The 17519-nt window shown below is 56.8% G+C and carries 17 protein-coding genes and 1 tRNA gene; 10 read left to right on the top strand and 8 right to left on the bottom strand.

Going from position 1 to position 17519, the window contains the following annotated elements; genetic code table 11:
- Positions 1 to 127: 127 nt before the first annotated feature.
- A complete protein-coding gene (locus AC3ITY_RS10255) occupies positions 128 to 589 on the bottom strand; it encodes a hypothetical protein (RefSeq protein ID WP_223454341.1) in 462 nt (153 codons plus the stop codon).
- A 352-nt stretch (positions 590 to 941) separates the two neighbouring features.
- Between AC3ITY_RS10255 and AC3ITY_RS10250 the strand changes: the two genes are divergently transcribed.
- From AC3ITY_RS10250 to AC3ITY_RS10240, 3 genes are all read left to right on the top strand, one after another.
- On the top strand, positions 942 to 2030 hold the full coding sequence (locus AC3ITY_RS10250; RefSeq protein ID WP_489308807.1) for an asparaginase: 1089 nt from the start codon (positions 942 to 944) through the stop codon (positions 2028 to 2030).
- Between the two features lie 182 nt (positions 2031 to 2212).
- Positions 2213 to 2482, top strand: a complete 270-nt coding sequence (locus AC3ITY_RS10245; protein WP_150727134.1) for a DUF1654 domain-containing protein — start codon at positions 2213 to 2215, stop codon at positions 2480 to 2482.
- A gap of 4 nt (positions 2483 to 2486) precedes the next feature.
- Positions 2487 to 3176 (top strand): endonuclease, encoded by a 690-nt coding sequence (locus AC3ITY_RS10240; protein ID WP_489308805.1) that lies wholly within the window; start codon positions 2487 to 2489, stop codon positions 3174 to 3176.
- A gap of 82 nt (positions 3177 to 3258) precedes the next feature.
- Here the strand turns inward: AC3ITY_RS10240 and AC3ITY_RS10235 are convergent, their stop codons facing one another.
- A complete protein-coding gene (locus AC3ITY_RS10235) occupies positions 3259 to 3624 on the bottom strand; it encodes an SPOR domain-containing protein (protein WP_223454333.1) in 366 nt (121 codons plus the stop codon).
- Positions 3625 to 3874: 250 nt separating this feature from the next.
- On the opposite strand from AC3ITY_RS10235, the gene csrA reads away from it, so the two are divergent.
- Positions 3875 to 4066 (top strand): carbon storage regulator CsrA, encoded by a 192-nt coding sequence (gene csrA, locus AC3ITY_RS10230; protein WP_053161267.1) that lies wholly within the window; start codon positions 3875 to 3877, stop codon positions 4064 to 4066.
- A gap of 185 nt (positions 4067 to 4251) precedes the next feature.
- Here the strand turns inward: csrA and AC3ITY_RS10225 are convergent, their stop codons facing one another.
- A complete protein-coding gene (locus tag AC3ITY_RS10225) occupies positions 4252 to 4707 on the bottom strand; it encodes a DUF2214 family protein (RefSeq protein ID WP_489308802.1) in 456 nt (151 codons plus the stop codon).
- Between the two features lie 203 nt (positions 4708 to 4910).
- On the opposite strand from AC3ITY_RS10225, the gene AC3ITY_RS10220 reads away from it, so the two are divergent.
- Positions 4911 to 5663, top strand: coding sequence for a carbonic anhydrase (locus AC3ITY_RS10220; protein WP_223454329.1), 753 nt, complete (start codon positions 4911 to 4913; stop codon positions 5661 to 5663).
- A 75-nt stretch (positions 5664 to 5738) separates the two neighbouring features.
- Here AC3ITY_RS10220 and AC3ITY_RS10215 read toward each other — a convergent pair whose 3' ends face one another.
- Complete coding sequence (locus AC3ITY_RS10215) at positions 5739 to 5933, bottom strand: hypothetical protein (RefSeq protein ID WP_150727129.1); 195 nt, start codon at positions 5931 to 5933, stop codon at positions 5739 to 5741.
- Between the two features lie 251 nt (positions 5934 to 6184).
- Here AC3ITY_RS10215 and AC3ITY_RS10210 point away from each other — a divergent pair, with 251 nt between their 5' ends.
- Both AC3ITY_RS10210 and AC3ITY_RS10205 read left to right on the top strand, forming a co-directional pair.
- A complete protein-coding gene (locus tag AC3ITY_RS10210; protein WP_223454327.1) occupies positions 6185 to 6403 on the top strand; it encodes a hypothetical protein in 219 nt (72 codons plus the stop codon).
- Positions 6404 to 6698: 295 nt separating this feature from the next.
- Entirely contained in the window at positions 6699 to 8123 is a 1425-nt protein-coding gene (locus AC3ITY_RS10205) for a DUF1254 domain-containing protein (protein ID WP_223454325.1), read from the top strand.
- 1124 nt (positions 8124 to 9247) lie between these two features.
- Here the strand turns inward: AC3ITY_RS10205 and AC3ITY_RS10200 are convergent.
- Entirely contained in the window at positions 9248 to 9904 is a 657-nt protein-coding gene (locus AC3ITY_RS10200) for a trypsin-like peptidase domain-containing protein (RefSeq protein ID WP_489308798.1), read from the bottom strand.
- 1010 nt (positions 9905 to 10914) lie between these two features.
- Between AC3ITY_RS10200 and AC3ITY_RS10195 the strand changes: the two genes are divergently transcribed.
- Both AC3ITY_RS10195 and AC3ITY_RS10190 read left to right on the top strand, forming a co-directional pair.
- Positions 10915 to 11334, top strand: a complete 420-nt coding sequence (locus AC3ITY_RS10195) for a hypothetical protein (RefSeq protein ID WP_223454321.1) — start codon at positions 10915 to 10917, stop codon at positions 11332 to 11334.
- Positions 11335 to 11647: 313 nt separating this feature from the next.
- A complete protein-coding gene (locus AC3ITY_RS10190) occupies positions 11648 to 11968 on the top strand; it encodes a hypothetical protein (RefSeq protein WP_489310823.1) in 321 nt (106 codons plus the stop codon).
- Positions 11969 to 13630: 1662 nt separating this feature from the next.
- Here the strand turns inward: AC3ITY_RS10190 and AC3ITY_RS10185 are convergent.
- Positions 13631 to 13707: transfer RNA gene (locus AC3ITY_RS10185), tRNA-Val, on the bottom strand.
- Positions 13708 to 13891: 184 nt separating this feature from the next.
- Between AC3ITY_RS10185 and AC3ITY_RS10180 the strand changes: the two genes are divergently transcribed.
- Positions 13892 to 15175: an NAD(P)/FAD-dependent oxidoreductase gene (locus AC3ITY_RS10180; protein ID WP_489308796.1), complete on the top strand. Its 1284-nt coding sequence runs from the start codon at positions 13892 to 13894 to the stop codon at positions 15173 to 15175.
- 131 nt (positions 15176 to 15306) lie between these two features.
- On the opposite strand, the gene AC3ITY_RS10175 is transcribed toward AC3ITY_RS10180, so the two are convergent.
- Positions 15307 to 16278 (bottom strand): XdhC family protein, encoded by a 972-nt coding sequence (locus AC3ITY_RS10175; RefSeq protein ID WP_489308794.1) that lies wholly within the window; start codon positions 16276 to 16278, stop codon positions 15307 to 15309.
- Between the two features lies 1 nt (position 16279).
- Positions 16280 to 17518, bottom strand: coding sequence for a c-type cytochrome (locus tag AC3ITY_RS10170; RefSeq protein WP_489308792.1), 1239 nt, complete (start codon positions 17516 to 17518; stop codon positions 16280 to 16282).
- Position 17519: the final 1 nt, after the last annotated feature.

The following is a 17519-nucleotide window of genomic DNA, read 5'->3' as shown; positions in this document are numbered from 1 at the left end:
CGCGATGAAAAGTCATCACTGTCGTCGCGCAAACGTTTGCGTGAACCAAACTATGCGAACCCTGCCGGTATTTGTCAACGACCGGAAAAGTGCTTTCACGGATGTTTAGCGAAAAACAGCATTCAGCTCATGCCGTGGTGTTGACCACCGATCCCGTGCCAGAACCCTTGGCCAGCTCCTTGATCAGGCTCGCGCTCACTTGCAGGATGGCGCCGTTGGTGTCGGCAACCTGCCCCTCAATGGCCGCTACCGCGGTGGTCTTGGCTTGCGGAGTCGGATAGGACGCCGCCTGGGTTTGCGCCAGTTGCTGCTGTTGCTCGCGCAATTGCTGCTGCAACTCCTTCAGACGCTTGAGCAGGACCTTCACCGTAACGCTGGTGTTGTCGCTGGTTTGCGATTCGGCCTGTGCGCCGGCACTTTCTCCCAGACCTACCGGGCCCGTCTTGACCTGGGTGCCGTCACTTTCCTTTGCACCCGGCGTTTGAGCAGCCGCATCAGCTGTCACATCGCCTAAAGCACGAATGGTCGTCGCAGCCTTTCCCCCGATGGTGATGCCCGCGGCATTTGGGAAGCCAATAGATAACGACATGTGAACTCCTGCAGAAAAAGATCCCTTGAAGGAGCATCGACCGACGCGGGTGCTTCTTTAGTCGTTAGTGATGATTTGACCCGTTGAAATCTTAAACAAGACCGCGATCCGTTTCGGAGAGCCGAACGCAAAAGTTAAACATGTTCGGCATTCCGGACGCCCCGACCCCGGAACCGCCCCGGACACAAACAGCAATACCGTTACAAATCATTAACTTAAGCGTGTTTTTCGATTCAGAGTATTACTGGTACAGATCCTGCTCTTCCTCTCGCACCCTCGGCGTTCAGATTCGCCCGGGGCGCATCTAGATGAACTTGCATCTGCACCGTCTCACAACTAGAAGAGAAAAATAATGACATCTGCACTCAAGACCTTTGTTCCGGGCGCCTTGGCCCTCCTGCTGCTTCTGCCTACCGCCCTTCAGGCCAAAGAAGCCGAAACCCAACAGAAACTGGCCAATGTGGTAATCCTTGCCACCGGCGGCACCATTGCCGGCGCGGGCGCCAGCGCCGCCAACAGCGCAACCTATCAAGCGGCAAAAGTCGGCATTGAACAGTTGATCGCCGGCGTTCCAGAACTGAGCCAACTGGCTAACGTTCGCGGTGAACAGGTCATGCAAATCGCCTCCGAAAGCATCACCAACGAAAACCTGTTGCAACTGGGTCGCCGCGTAGCCGAACTGGCCGACAGCAAAGACGTCGATGGCATCGTGATTACCCACGGCACCGACACCCTGGAAGAAACGGCGTACTTCCTGAACCTGGTGGAAAATACCGAGAAGCCGATCATCGTCGTGGGCTCCATGCGCCCGGGCACCGCGATGTCCGCCGATGGCATGCTGAACCTGTACAACGCAGTGGCCGTGGCCAGCAGCAAAGACGCGCGGGGCAAAGGTGTGCTGGTGACCATGAACGATGAAATCCAGTCGGGTCGCGACGTCAGCAAAATGATCAACATCAAGACCGAAGCGTTTAAAAGCGCCTGGGGTCCGCTGGGCATGGTAGTAGAAGGCAAATCCTACTGGTTCCGCTTGCCAGCCAAGCGTCACACCATGGATTCCGAGTTCGACATCAAGACCATCAAGAGCCTGCCTGACGTCGAGATCGCCTATTCCTACGGCAACGTCAGCGATACCGCTTACAAGGCCCTGGTTCAATCCGGCGCCAAAGCCATCATCCACGCTGGCACCGGCAATGGCTCGGTATCGTCGCGGGTAGTCCCAACCCTGCAAGCCTTGCGCAAGGACGGCGTGCAGATCATTCGCTCCTCCCATGTCAACGCTGGCGGCTTTGTATTGCGCAACGCCGAACAGCCTGACGATAAATACGACTGGGTCGTGGCCAACGATCTGAACCCGCAAAAGGCGCGGATCCTGGCGATGGTCGCGCTGACCAAAACCAACGACAGCAAAGAGCTGCAACGGATGTTCTGGGAATACTGATTCGCCCTCGCCCGACCGGATCCGGTCGGGCACCCCGTGCACCATTCGCCAGCCTTGGCGAGTGGCTGCCGCTGGATCTGACAAAAAAACTCCCTTCGTCTTACGCCAAATGGAAAAAACCGCTGTCAGAGGATTTTCTTGATTTTTAAGCAGTTGCGAAATGTCCTACAGTTAAATACTGTATGCACGTACAGCTTAATAAGGATAATTCCGTGGACACCACCTCCTCCTCTCCTGACACCTATGTACGCATGGGCCTGCGCGTTCAGAAAATCATCAACTCTCCCACCGCACAAAAGGCCAGGGCAGCGCTGATCTTCCGCCTTCCTGACGAGCCGGTGGATGAATGGGAACGCTTGCTGGAAGAAATCGACGAAAACGACAACGTCACCCTCGCCTATCGCGACGATGGCGGCGTGCAGATTTTCTGGGTTTTGCCGAAGGAAGATTGAGTCGATGAGTGCCCGCTGGTTTGCTTTGCTGTTTCTGTTTTTTGTCGTGGCCGCGCAAGCCGACGCTCCGCGCACCTTCACCGAAGCGAAAAAGGTGGCGTGGAAGCTCTACGCTCCCCAGTCCACCGAGTTTTACTGTGGCTGCAAGTACACCGGCAACCGAGTGAACCTTGCTGCCTGCGGTTATGTGCCACGTAAAAATGCCAAACGCGCAGCCCGCATCGAGTGGGAGCATATTGTTCCGGCCTGGCAAATCGGCCATCAACGCCAGTGCTGGCAACAGGGCGGCCGTAAGAACTGCACCCGCTACGACCCGGTTTACCAGAAGGCCGAGGCTGACTTGCACAACCTGGTGCCCAGCATTGGCGAGGTCAATGGCGATCGCAGCAACTTCAGTTTCGGCTGGCTGCCCGAGCAGTCGGGACAATATGGATCCTGCCTGACCCAGGTCGACTTCAAGGCCAAGAAAGTCATGCCCCGCCCTTCCATTCGCGGCATGATCGCCAGGACCTACTTCTACATGAGCAAGCAATATGGCTTGCGCCTGTCGAAACAGGATCGGCAACTGTATGAAGCCTGGGACAAAACCTATCCAGTACAGGCCTGGGAGCGCCAACGCAACCAGAGCGTGGGGTGCGTCATGGGACGCGGCAACGAGTTCGTCGGCCCGGTAGACATGAAGGCCTGCGGTTGAATCCAGACACTGATACAAAAAAGGCCTTGGGGCTAAACACCCGAGGCCTTTTTTGTTTCTTCAACGTCTGCGCTACAGAACGTTATTGAGCGGCCGGACGCTCAAGCACCAGCAATTCGATGTTCTGTTTCTTCGAGCGAGTGAGCGCGGCGCGGACTTCATCCTGCCTGGCTTCGGCTTCGGCTTTCGAATTGAACGGCCCCATCAGGATTCGGGTATTGCCATTCTCCTTGACGACGCTGGACATGAAACTGTGCTCGATCAGCCAGCCACTCAGATCGCTGACCGCTTGAGGGGTTTCACCTCGCACTTCAAGATCCCATTGCGGGCCGGACACTGGCGCGGGTACCGCAGCCATGGCCGGTTTAGGCTTCGGTGCATCCACACTGCTGCCCTCGCCACATCCCGCCAGCGCCAATATCGCGACGACCAAAACCATTTTGCGCACGGCGTTTCCCTCTAAATGCCTAAAGCGCAGATTTTAACATCCATGAATACTTCGCGAGTGCCGTAAAATGGACTCAAAACAACGAGAATGATGGTTGCGGCCTCTGTATAGTTACGCCTTGGGAATTAATGCCGCATCTGCGCGTCAGAAAGAGGCACCCAAACCGTGAGACTTCGCACTAATCTATACATACCACCGACCTCTGCACTGTCCGAATCAGGTGCCCCACAAAGCAATCAAGGAGAAGACCATGCTGATACTCACCCGCAAAGTCGGTGAAAGCATAAACATTGGTGATGACATTACGATCACCATCCTGGGCGTAAGCGGCCAGCAAGTCAGGATCGGCATCAACGCCCCGAAGGACGTTGCAGTGCATCGTGAAGAAATTTATCAGCGCATTCAGGCCGGCCTCACCGCCCCGGAAAAGCCGCAACCCTGAATTCTGCTGTAGTCAGTAGCCAGCCCGTTCAGCCCGGAACCACGGCTGGCTAAAGATTCATCACCCCATCGCCCTCCGCTTGCGCCCCCACTCAAACCCCAGGGGCCGATACTAGCGGCAAGCTCCACTCTTTTGCTGTCAGACTTTTCTGGTTTACCCCAGGGAAGGACGCGTTCGCTGCGTGGTTAACCAAGCATCACGCCACGTGCCATGCCAGTCGCCGCCACCACCATCAACAGCACCAGCAGCGCCTCGATATGACTGATCCGTGCAAACAGCTTCGCACGGCCGGTATCGACAGCCACTTTACGGCCCAGCGCTATCCGCCACTTGATCAGCGTCACCATGGGTGCGATTTCCAGCAGCAAGATCAGGACGAACAGCGTCATCTTCAGATGAAACAGCGGCTGATGCAGGTAATAGTCCGTGCCTTTCTCGTACCCGCCAAACGCTCGCATCCCCCCACTGATCAGTAAAACGACAGCTGAAATACCCCAGATATTGTCCGCCATCAGAACACTGCGCACTTCTGCCGCCCCGTCGGCCAAACGCCGAAAAGCCGTGCCTCGAACCAACACCGCCCAAAATCCCAAGGCCAATGCCAGAAGATGAACCGCCGCCAGAAACCAGTGAGTCAGCATCGAGAAACTCCTGCCAGGTCGAAGTTGTATGAGCCTGTCAGTAGTAGCCCATGAAATGGCTGCTTGCACGGCATCTGCGGACAATGTCCGGAACATAAAATGACAGACCAACTAGACTCCACTGCGCTGGTATCGAGCGTCCGTGGCAGTACCGGCCCCGACAGCAACTCACTCTCACCGCACTGAACTGAGTAAACAAAATCATGTGTGAATCATGTGATTCAAGCTCTGCTTCAAACACAACAGGCCGTCGTCGTTTTCTTCAATTTGCCGGATTGAGCGCAGGCGCCCTGCTGCTGACCGGCACACTGCCCGGCAAGATCATCCAGGCAGCCGAAAAAGCGACAGCCCCACCCAAACCTCAAAACGTAATCAGTCCCGATATGGCGTTGAAAAGACTGATGGAGGGCAATGAACGATATGTAAGCGGTACGTCCAAGACTCATGATTTCAAGGCCGAGCGAGAGGCCTTGGTGTCCGGTCAGAATCCGTTCGTGGCAGTGCTGAGTTGCTCTGACTCGCGCATTGCACCGGAATATGCGTTTGACACCGCACGAGGCGATCTTTTCTCCATCCGCGTCGCGGGCAACTTTGTTACCCCGGAAGGCTTGGCCAGTCTTGAATACGGGGTTGCCGTACTGGGTGCCCCGCTGATTCTCGTACTTGGACATGAGAGTTGCGGCGCCATCGAGGCCGGTATCAAGGCCGTCAAGGATCAGACGATTTTCCCCGGCCATATCCCGAAACTGACTGATGCACTCAAGTCAGCCGTCGAGGCAGTGCTCAAGCAACCCGGAAGCTTGATGGAAAACGCCACCGCGCAAAACGTCAAAAATTCGGTCAACAGCCTGAAACAGGCCTCGCCACTGCTGACTGATGCGCAGAGCAAAGGCGCGCTGAAAATCGTGGGAGGTATCTATCGCCTGGCAAGCGGCAAGGTAGAGTTGATCGTTTGACCCACAACGCGCACATCACCAGCATCGGTGCATATCCGCGCATGTGAAGAGCCCAGCGCGACGGCTGGGCTCTGGTTATTTTCGATTTTCCATCATTTTGTCGGCGAGGGTTTTGGCCCTCTCGATCAACAGGTTCTGCCTGTCTTCGTGAGTAGCCCCGCCAACAACCGGGGCAGTCAAATTGCTTTCGGCAATCAGTGCAGCGCAGAAGTATTGATCCCAGACAGCCTTGTCCACAGATGCCGGTTTGATGATTTGATCGACGTTCATAGGCGGCTCCTTTCAATGAGGCAGCACTACTAGTTTACGCCCGAATGACCAAGAATCCTGGCCATCACTCACAGTGGCCCGCCATTCGTCGCCTGCCAAAACGCAACGAGGAATTCGCCCGCACCCGTGGCTTGGGGCTTGCACAGATCGCGCGTAGCAGCGCCGGAACGACATGATTTTGACGCAGCGGCCATTCAATCAATGCTTAAAGACGCCAGCGATACGCTTGGTCAGTCACCGGGAGATGTAACGTGTCAACGCTCAACGAAATCGCAATGAACCACGCGAGAATGGCCAAGGAAAAAGCACAAAAGTCGACCGAACTGAGCGAGCGCCACCTCCAGGTCGTAGGGAGCTTGGAGGTACCGTCCTATTTTACTCATTCGGGCATCTCATCTTTCAAACACAGCGAAGTGACCGCCAACTGGATGCCAGGCTCAGCAAATAACACGCAATTACTTGTGGATTGAAAATCCATAGACTAAACATAACCCCACAGTCAGCTTCCCCACAAACCAATAATGATTCTTGGTACTAGTAAGGGTTTTATGCTCCTTGCCGTACGAGCAAACAAACGCGGTCCTTCAAGCGCAAGCATTGTAATTGTCAAGCCTGGCACTACAGCAGGCGCTGTCTGTAGCAGTGAGCATCTTTAGATAAAACAAGTGCGTTGTGCGAGCTCATGCCTTGAGCAAACGCCAGCGCCTGATTAGTCGTTAGTTGACCAACTCACTCATCCGACTTGACGAATGGAGATGCAGGTTCATGAAAACCCCACTACCGAGAGCCGTTGGTTGTGCACTGGTATTGCTCGCCTCCTTTGGATCTACGCTCGCCCTTGCAACGGACATCACTCCCGCCGAAACGAAAGCCATCGCCGAGGAAGGCTACGTCTACGGCCTGCCCATCGTGATGAATTACGCGATCATGTACGACTATGCGGTGGACAAGAACTCCAGCCAGTTCAAGGCGCCGTTCAACCAAATCGACAGCCTGCATCACGTCGCTACATACAAGGACACGGCCATCATCTCGCCGAACAGCGACACACCATATTCCATGCTGTTCATGGACCTGCGCAGCGAGCCGATAGTGCTATCGGTGCCAGCGGTCGAGAAGCCGCGGTACTACACGGTGCAGCTTATAGACGGCAACACCTACAACTTCGGTTACATCGGCAGCCGCGCCACCGGCAATGAAGCCGGCGATTACATGGTGGTCGGCCCCGATTGGAAAGGCACGACTCCGCAGGGCATCAAGAAAGTGTTTCGTTCCCGCACGCAACTCCCCTTCGCAGTCTTTCGCACCCAGCTCTTCAACCCGGCGGACATGCCGAATGTCGTAGCGATCCAATCAGGCTACAAGGCTCAGCCGCTTTCCACCTATCTCAAGCAGCCTGCGCCACCGGCCGCCCCGACGATCGACTTCCCGAAGATCAACAAGAACCTCGTGAAGACCGACTTCTTCAAGTATCTCGACTTTGCCTTGCAGCTCGCCCCAGCTACACCGGATGAAGCGGCGATCCGCGCGAAACTTGCCCGTATCGGCATTGGCGCCGGCAAGGACTTCAACTTCCAGGATCTGTCCGCCGAACAAAAGGCCGCAGTGGTTCAGGGCATGCAAGCCGGGCATGTAAAGGTCGAGGATGGGATAAAGAATCTCGGCACGAAGATCAATGGCTGGAACATTGCCGGTGCCGGCGGCGACAGCGCCTTCTACAACGGCGACTGGCTCAAGCGTGCTGCCGTCGCGCAAGCAGGCATCTATGCCAACGATGCCGAGGAAGCCACGTATCCGCTGTCCAAAACCCTGCCTAATGACGAGTCGCTCGACGGCAGCAAGCACAACTACACCATCACCTTTCCCGCCGAACAACTCCCGCCAGTCAATGCCTTCTGGTCGGTGACGATGTACGACGGCAAGTCGCAACTGCTGATCAAAAATCCGATCAATCGCTACCTCATCAACTCGCCGATGCTGCCCGACATGAAGAAGAATGCGGACGGCTCGTTGACGCTGTACATCCAGAAGGATTCGCCCGGTGCGGACAAGGAACGCAACTGGCTGCCTGCACCGGATGATCTGATCTACCTCGTGATGCGGCTGTATTGGCCGAAGACGGAAACGCCTTCCATCCTGCCTCCCGGCAAAGGGACGTGGAGCCCGCCCGAGATCGTCAAAGTCAATTGAGCAAGTTGTTGTACCGCTACCCACTCAGGTGCCAACAAAAGAATACGGGGGAGTCGGATGCAAATTAAGCACATTCGATCCGGTCTTAACACAGGGTCATACGTCAATTATGACCCTGCAGCCCTGTTTGCAGAATTGATTACCAGCGCACGCCTTTAAAGGGATTCCAGCCCTGTTCGCATTTGTCCCGAGTGCGCCTTCGCCCACCCCGTACAAATAGCGATCCATTGCGTGGTCAATCCTGCAGCCACTGGCAGCGCCACTAGGTACTGGCAGGCATGACACCGCCAACACACAGAGCCGCAATGGCCTTTACGATGTCATGAACATTCTGCAAGAAATCCAGGAATCGAGTAGGAGGCGGGGTTGCCCCCGCCGTCCTCTCACACCACCGTACGTACGGTTCCGTATACGGCGGTTCCTGCCTACTGACAAACAACGTCAGCGAGCTTGGTTCCGTTGATGTGTCGCCTGCGGTATCTAAGCGCCCAGACCGGCCCTCGGAGCTTCCGGCTCCTACCTCCTAATGGTCTTGACCTCCGCTACGCGGAGTTTCTGCTTTACGCTCCAACAGAGATCACACCCGACTATCCACTCATGGCAGGTTCAGCCCTTCATCACTCCGGTTTCGAGCAACTACTACGGCCTCTGCTGACTTCTGTCGCCCATCCCGTCATCTCGCGACGCCGGTAGCACATGGCAGGCTAAACAGATCTCCCAGGGTAATTCGCGCGACCTTCCTGCTTATGCCTGTCGGATCTACGTCGCAGCGTTCCGTGCAAGTATCGGGCTTTGAAGATATTGGCCTTCTTACCCCGCTGCGCCGCCTCTATCCGCTTCCTGTTCGTCAGGCCAGCATTTTGCCTCGGGCTTCCTTCAGATTCGCAGTCACCCGCGACACCCTTGCCTCTGGCTAACACTTCCCCTTGCCGGGTGTGTAGAGGACTTTCACCTCCAAGTCACCAGCGTGGCCACCACAGCCAAGCTGGTTGCGCTTACGCGCAACGCGCCATGCCTGGCGCACCAACAAAAAAGGGCTCACCTTTCGGTGAGCCCTTCCAGATCGCCCGGTAGAGCGGATTTTGTTTGATAGACACGATGACCAATTGGTTGATAGCTAAAAGCTACTTCACCACGTACCTCGCGCCGTGTGGATCATCAAGTTTTGCCTGCAATATCCCCCACTCGCGCTGAATGATCGAGTAAGGAATAAAAATGCTGATCCTCTCAGCCCCCTTTACGCCGGAGTTATTGCTCACATCGTTCAGAGTGGTTGAGTAGAAACCGATATTGATGCCGACAATACAGCCGTCACTGGTGAGGACCGGCCCACCCGACATACCCTTGACCAGCGGGGCATCATGGATGGCATAGAGATCACCGCTGTGTTCATCGGCATTGACGAACGGCGTTTGATACACCTTGCCTTTCCCGGTAGCGGTCATGAGGTAAGGACTCGCCCCAACGGCAGTGATGCTCTCGCCCACACGCGGTGCGCGCCATGATGGGTAGTGGCCGTTGGCCTTGTGCAGGATGAAGACGAGATCGCAGCCTGTGCTGCAACTGTACTTCACGTTGGGGATGAACGGAGTGTGGCGGGTGGTTACCGCATAGTCATCGTTCCATTGCACGGCCGAGGCCATGTATAGATACGGTGCGGGAAACCCCGAGTAGACTGAAAAGTATGAATTATTGGCAGGACCCGAAAAGTCGGGTTTTACGATGCCGTTGCATCCTGCAGTTACAGCTCCAATTAAAAAGTAGGCCATGATCTTGATCATGATATATCACCGACTTAATTGGGAGAATGTGACTGTTTTTTGTTGTCAGTATTTTGGCTTTTTTGTCGGGTTGCAGTACTCCTCGCCGCTTGTTCTAGTTGGACGTTTTCTTACTTATGGCTGAGTTTGTAGTGACGCGTATGAATAAATCGTGCTAAGGCCAATCGCTTTTCAATCAACTCCAAAGTTCAATTATTTGGCGCCTGAAAAATGTTAAAGACGAGTAAAAAAAACAAGAGTTTCTATAGACTCCTTCGTTAGTGACGCCTGCCTGAATCAATCGCAATGCCCGTCACCCACAAGAGCGACAAGAAGGCTGTTGGTAGTCCAATCGTCCTGCACCGCAGCAGCGCCGCAACTGGCTTTATACTCCGCCAAGTTGGACGTACTTCATCAAACTTAAGGAAACTTTAAACAACATTGTCTTGGGGTCGACATGACTAGAGGTAAATATGACTGATAGCGAATCAACTCAACTGGCTGAAATTATTCCACATGTAAAAGTCCTGATTGATCCCGACCAGGAATCTTCTCTTATTCCTTTCGTACCTCGCGGCACAAGCAGTTGCTGCTCTCGGCCCATCTGGCGGAACAGCGCTGCTTGGGGCTTGAACGTACGTAGCAAGCACCCAGGTCATTTCAAGGGGGGGTAATTATCCTGGACGAGAACCCCTTGGTACCTATCCTGCTATAGCAAGCGGAATCAAACGTAAACTTTGTGACATCTGAAAACTTCTCGGCCTTTACCCGCGCCGGCCTGCCAGTTGCAATAGATAGCCGGGCGCCCTCTTGGTTCGAATCAAGAAACATTCAAGTCAATGGCAACAGAGAAAATAACGATATCGGCCGGGCATGCTGCGCCTATGGTGCCTATACGACAATAGATCACGTTGTAATCGTATGGGGCACTCGTGGTGGCCGCTACACTGAGTACGTAACTAACGTATCTAATAATGCTTCGGTTTCCCGCGACAATAACGGAGTCGACTGGATAAACCGTGGACCGCATAATGTCCACCGGCATGCGAAATGAAGACTGGAACTACTTCAGTGAAATTCTCGACGAAACGTACGACGGAGCGCCCACTAATTGCACTATTTTTAATTGCTTGCAGGGAGACATGTGTTGGAAAAGTGCAAGCAGCTGCAAGCGCAAATACATTGATATCGGAACCAATGGCTCATTCGGTCAGATTACTGTGGATGGCGGCTCGTTAGAAATTAATGCGAGATCGTGCTTGATCTCAAATCTTAACCAGTATTTCGCCGGCCTGGGAGGCATCATGATTACAGTTTCGGGCTCTTGCAACATGACTGGAGCGTGGCGAGGCCTCGCCCGCGCGGCAGGATCTACAGCCGAGCCAGACGCTTGGGTTGCCAGGATCACCGGAGGCTTTAACAGCGTCGGTGTTATGCAGAAGCTGAACTAGCTGGCTTGTCGCCTTCAACTTGCCTGAATTGGTGCCCACCCTGACCAGTTGCTGGCCATTCAGTAATCCATCTGAAACACACCAGGCCGGGCGAGCGGTCATAACTTTACCCAGCGCAGCGCCAAGTGTCCCGAACACAATCCTGAACAAAATTAACATTGAGCCTGCAGTTGAATGCGGGCGAGGACTTCGTGTGAATACTTATCGACACACCAATCGGCGAAACCCGACAGGACGGGGCTCGCTTCCTTGCCGGGCGGCATGCACTGGTGTCGATCCCGCGCCAAGACGACATGGGCATTGTCGCTGATGTCTGCCAGTCGTTCATCTTCGACAACGGTGCGTTTTCGATCTGGCTGCCGTCTCCGACCGGGAAGCCAAGAAAGCGGGCTTCGACGCTAAACGGGAAAAGCTCAACGACGTGTTCGGCGGCCCGGGTTCTCCAATGTACTCAGGCAGTGACAGCTACGTCGGTGGCGTGAAGATCAGCGATAGCCGGGATCTGGACGTTGATTGGCGGCGCCCGGACGAATACGGCGGGCCCTGCGCAACGCGGCCTAGCCAGAGAAAGGGGCCACAAAAGAAGCTCGAGCGGCGCACAAGGCTGAACACGAGCGCAACACCCTTCCTGTAAGAAGCGACGATCTCATGAGCCTGATTAAGCTCGAGGTTGAGTTTTCTGTCCTGCCTACGCAGATCAGCGACTCGCGCTCTGGATAGTGCGTGCGTACATATCTGCAAAAAAAGCGATTCGTACCATTCCATGGGCCACCTCTGAAAAGTCAGGCCCACAAATACCCCCACTTCAACGAATCACGCCAGCCGGCGAGAAAGGAAGATGATAGAGGCGGCAGCTTAAGCCTGGATCAGAACGCTAGCCTGCTGCGAATCAATAGTTGGGATCAGCCCCGAGCCCTGTTGATGTGCGAGCCAGGCCCGAGTCAGCTTCACGTCGAATCGCCAGCCATGGGTTTCCATCCAAACAAGCGCTGTATGGGTAATTCGATAGTGTCCGCACTTCGTGCATGCTCTTTCCTGGTAATCATCACCAGCATTGACGTCCAAAGCAGGCTCATCGCAAATTAGGCATTCCATATCTACCTCCATTGGCTGGACCCCTAACTATAGACGATTCCCACCCCTCCACCGCCCGGGCATGCCCCGGCATAGGACGCTCCATGACGGGCGCCCCATGTGCAAGCTTCACGGCCTGCGGATGCTTGACCCGGCAATTTTTGGTCACCTGCCGCTCTCCAGCGCCGATAGCACGAACATCGGCCGGAACATCGGCATCGATCAGGCTTGGCGCGGCACGTACTCGCCGCCGACCTAGGAGGCCCGGGCAACGGTGATGCGTAGCCGAATTGAGTCGCACAACGCCCCGCCATGGCTGTACGAACAGCAGAATTTCCCACAGGAGTAAATTCAGGCGCTGATGGGACATGCAGACGAGAAGATGACAAAGCACTATCAGGAGGGGCACGACGAAAAGAACATCGAGTACCTGGAGATGGGCGCCGAGTTGGCGTTTTGAGTGAGGGTTTTGCAAATCGCAGAATCGAGTAGGAGGCGGGGTTGCCCCCGCCGTCCTCTCACACCACCGTACGTACGGTTCCGTATACGGCGGTTCCTGCCTACTGACAAACAACGTCAGCGAGCTTGGTTCCGTTGATGTGTCGCCTGCGGTATCTAAGCGCCCAGACCGGCCCTCGGAGCTTCCGGCTCCTACCTCCTAATGGTCTTGACCTCCGCTACGCGGAGTTTCTGCTTTACGCTCCAACAGAGATCACACCCGACTATCCACTCATGGCAGGTTCAGCCCTTCATCACTCCGGTTTCGAGCAACTACTACGGCCTCTGCTGACTTCTGTCGCCCATCCCGTCATCTCGCGACGCCGGTAGCACATGGCAGGCTAAACAGATCTCCCAGGGTAATTCGCGCGACCTTCCTGCTTATGCCTGTCGGATCTACGTCGCAGCGTTCCGTGCAAGTATCGGGCTTTGAAGATATTGGCCTTCTTACCCCGCTGCGCCGCCTCTATCCGCTTCCTGTTCGTCAGGCCAGCATTTTGCCTCGGGCTTCCTTCAGATTCGCAGTCACCCGCGACACCCTTGCCTCTGGCTAACACTTCCCCTTGCCGGGTGTGTAGAGGACTTTCACCTCCAAGTCACCAGCGTGGCCACCACAGCCAAGCTGGTTGCGCTTACGCGCAACGCGCCATGCCTGGCGCACCAACAAAAAAGGGCCCACCTTTCGGTGAGCCCTTCTAGACCGCCCAGCAGAGCGGATTTTGTTTGGTAGGCGCGATTGGACTCGAACCAACGACCCCCACCATGTCAAGGTGGTGCTCTAACCAACTGAGCTACGTGCCTGCTGTGAGGCGGCATTCTACGGAATTCCGGAGGGGTGTCAACACCTTTTTTCGAGCTAACCCTATGAATATGCAAAATATTTAATTTTGCGCGTGCAAAGAAGATTTTCCGGGTGGCTGGCGGGCGATTTTCAACTCGGGTAGGATCAACGCACTCGTAAAATATATTAAACAGAGGCTGCCGGATGGCTAACACTCCCTACCCCGAGTCCTACTACGCCGCATCGGCCAATGCGGTTCCGCCGCGCCCGGCGCTGCAGGATGACGTGGAGACCGATGTCTGTGTGATTGGCGCCGGTTATACCGGGCTGTCCTCTGCCCTGTTTCTGCTGGAGAACGGCTTCAAGGTCACGGTGCTCGAAGCCGCCAAGGTGGGTTTCGGGGCGTCCGGGCGTAATGGCGGCCAGATCGTTAACAGCTATAGCCGCGATATCGATGTCATCGAGCGCACGGTCGGTCCCAAGCAGGCCCAGTTGCTGGGGCAGATGGCGTTCGAGGGTGGGCGAATCATTCGTGAGCGGGTCGCCAGGTACAACATTCAGTGCGACTTGAAGGACGGTGGCGTGTTCGCCGCGATGACCGCCAAGCAAATGGGTCATCTCGAATCCCAGAAGCGCCTGTGGGAGCGTTTCGGTCACACCCAGCTTGAGTTGATGGATCAACGCCGCATCCGCGAAGTAGTTGCTTGCGATCAGTACGTCGGCGGGATGCTCGACATGAGTGGCGGCCACATCCATCCGCTTAACCTGACACTGGGTGAAGCGGCGGCGGTCGAGTCCCTGGGTGGCACGATTTACGAGCAGTCGCCCGCTGTGCGCATCGTGCGCGGCGCGAATCCGGTGGTGCACACGCCGCAGGGTAAGGTCCGGGCCAAATTCATCATCGTCGCCGGTAACGCTTATCTGGGCAACCTGGTGCCGGAACTGGCCGCCAAGTCGATGCCTTGCGGCACACAGGTGATTACCACCGAGCCACTGGGCGAAGAACTGGCCAAGACCCTGCTGCCTCAGGATTATTGTGTCGAAGACTGCAATTACTTGCTCGACTACTACCGCCTCAGCGGCGACAAGCGCCTGATTTTCGGTGGTGGCGTGGTGTATGGCGCGCGGGATCCGGCGAATATCGAAGCGATCATCCGGCCGAAGATGCTCAAGGCATTCCCGCAACTCAAGGACGTGAAGATCGATTACGCGTGGACCGGTAATTTCCTACTGACGTTGTCGCGCCTGCCGCAAGTCGGTCGACTGGGTGACAACATCTACTACTCCCAGGGTTGCAGCGGCCACGGCGTGACTTACACGCATCTGGCGGGCAAGGTCCTGGCCGAAGCGCTGCGCGGCCAGGCCGAGCGTTTTGATGCGTTTGCCGACCTGCCCCACTACCCGTTCCCCGGCGGACAAATGCTGCGTACCCCGTTCGCGGCGCTGGGCGCCTGGTACTACGGATTGCGCGACAGGTTCGGGTACTAAGCGGCACGCAATACGTTGTAGGAGCGAGCCTGCTCCGGGCGGCGATCCGACGATATCGGTCTAGCAGCCAACGAATATGTTGGATGTTACGACCTCATCGCGAGCAGGCTCGCTCCCACAGGGGTTTTGGGTTAGAGACGATCTCGTGGGATACCGCTGCGAATCCGCAGGATGTCGGCCAGCACCGCCAACGCAATTTCCGCTGGCGTCTTGCTGCCCAGGTTCAGCCCGATCGGTGCATGAATCCGCGCCAGTTCGGCATCGCCCAAGCCACCAATTCGTCGCAAGCGCTCGAAGCGCTTTTGCGAGGTCTGCTTGGAGCCCATCACACCGATGTAGAACGCCTCGGTGCGAACCGCCTCCATCATCGCCAGGTCATCGATACGTGGGTCGTGGGTCAACGCCACCACCGCCGTGTCGCTGTGACAGCCTCCATCGGCGATGAACACCGACGGCAGCTGGCGACGAATCTCCACGTTTTCCAGCGCGACGCCTTCCAGCACTTCGTCCCGCGGGTCACACAGAATCACCTCGAACCCCAGGCCCACGGCAAACTCCGCACAGGCCTGAGCGACACTCGAATACCCCGCCAGCAGCAAGCGCTGGGCCGCGCCGACGCGCACGCGCACCCGGTCGATTTCACGCTCGATACGCACACCCTGTTCACGATCATCGAACAGGCTGCGCGCACCGCTTAGCAAATCAACCTCGCGGATCAACCGACGCCGGCCCAACAGCGCCGACTCCAGCTCCCGCAGATGCGCTTGCACCTCGCAATCGGCATCAAGCTTCTCGACCAGCACATCCAGCACCCCGCCACACGGCAGGCTGACGCGCGAGCGTGGGTCGTCGCCTTCGCCGTAACGAACAACGCTGACCGGCTCCAGAAACGCACCCTCGGCGACTCGCTCGAGAAAGTCTTCCTCGACACAGCCACCGGACAGCGAGCCAATCCAGTGCCCCTGCGTGTTCACCGCCAGCAGCGAACCCGGTGCGCGCGGTGCCGAGCCGTACGTGGCCAACACCGTACACAGCCAGATGCGCTGACCGGCCGCCGACCACTCCAGCGCCCGGCGCACCACTTGCAGATCGAGATGCTGCATATCAGTGGGCCTTGTGCTCGAGCGGCGGCGCATCGACCCGCAACTTCTGCACGTCGTTTACAGCCAGATCATTCGGCTGACCGCCCCACCCTTGACGCAGGTAGTTCAGTAGATCCGTGAGTTGCTCGTCGCTCAATTTCGCGGCGAACCCTGGCATCGGTTGCATGTGTTCGAACCCGGAGAACTTCTGCTCACCGATACCGTCGTCGATCACCCGCACCAGGTTGCGCGGATCTTCCAGGCGCAGCGTGGTGTTGCCGCGCATGGCCACGGCGATGTGCGGCTTGCCCTCACCCCCCGGCGCATGGCAACCGGCGCAGACATTCAAATATTCCTGACGGCCGCGCTGGGCACTCGGGCTCATTTTGTCCAACGGCACTTCGGTGAGCACTTTCGCCGCTGGCGGCTGATCGCCGAGCAGGAAGGTCGCCATCGCCGCCAGATCCGGATCGCTGAGGCCCTGGGTGCTGTTGTGGAACACCGGGAACATCTCGTTGAACATTGTGCCCTGGGCGCTCATGCCGTGCTTGAGGAACGAGCTCAGGTCCTGATGATTCCAGCCACGGGCCGCCAGGTCAGTGGCCAGCAGGCTTGGCGCCAGATAACCATTGAGAATGCCGCCGGTCATGCGCTTGTCCTGCTGCATCGCACCCGGCAAGCCGCGTGGGGTGTGGCATTCGCCACAGTGCCCCAGCACGTCGACCATGTACTGGCCGCGCTTCCAGGCTTCGCTCTTGCCCTCGGCAGGCTCCAGCTTCATGTCCTTGCCGTACATCATGTTCCAGCCCATCAGGCCCAGGCGCACGTTGAACGGGAAGCTCAGGCTGGTAACCGGTGCGGCGCGCTCGATTGGCTCGACGGTTTTCAGGTAGGCATGAATCGCGTCGGAATCTGCTCGCGGCATCAGGTGATACGAGGTGTAGGGCATCGCCGGATACAGGTTCGCGCCATCGCGGCGCTTGCCTTCGGTCAGCGCGGCGAAGAACTCGTCATCGTTGTACAGGCCGATGCCGTGCTCTTTGCTCGGGGTGATGTTGGTGCCGTAGATCGTGCCAAACGGCGACACGATCGGCAGGCCGCCCGCGTACGGCGCGCCACCCGGTGCGGTGTGGCACGCCATGCAGTCGGCGGCGCGTGCGAGGTATTCGCCTTGCTTGACCTGCGCATCATCCGCGTGAGCCGCCACCACAGGCGCAGCCAGACCAACCGCCAACGCCAGGCGGCTAAGTAGAAGCTTCATG

It is taken from the genome of Pseudomonas sp. GL_091 (genome assembly GCF_057837725.1).
The sequence above is the reverse complement of the archived record's forward strand: the minus strand, read 5'-3'. Positions and strand labels throughout refer to the sequence as shown.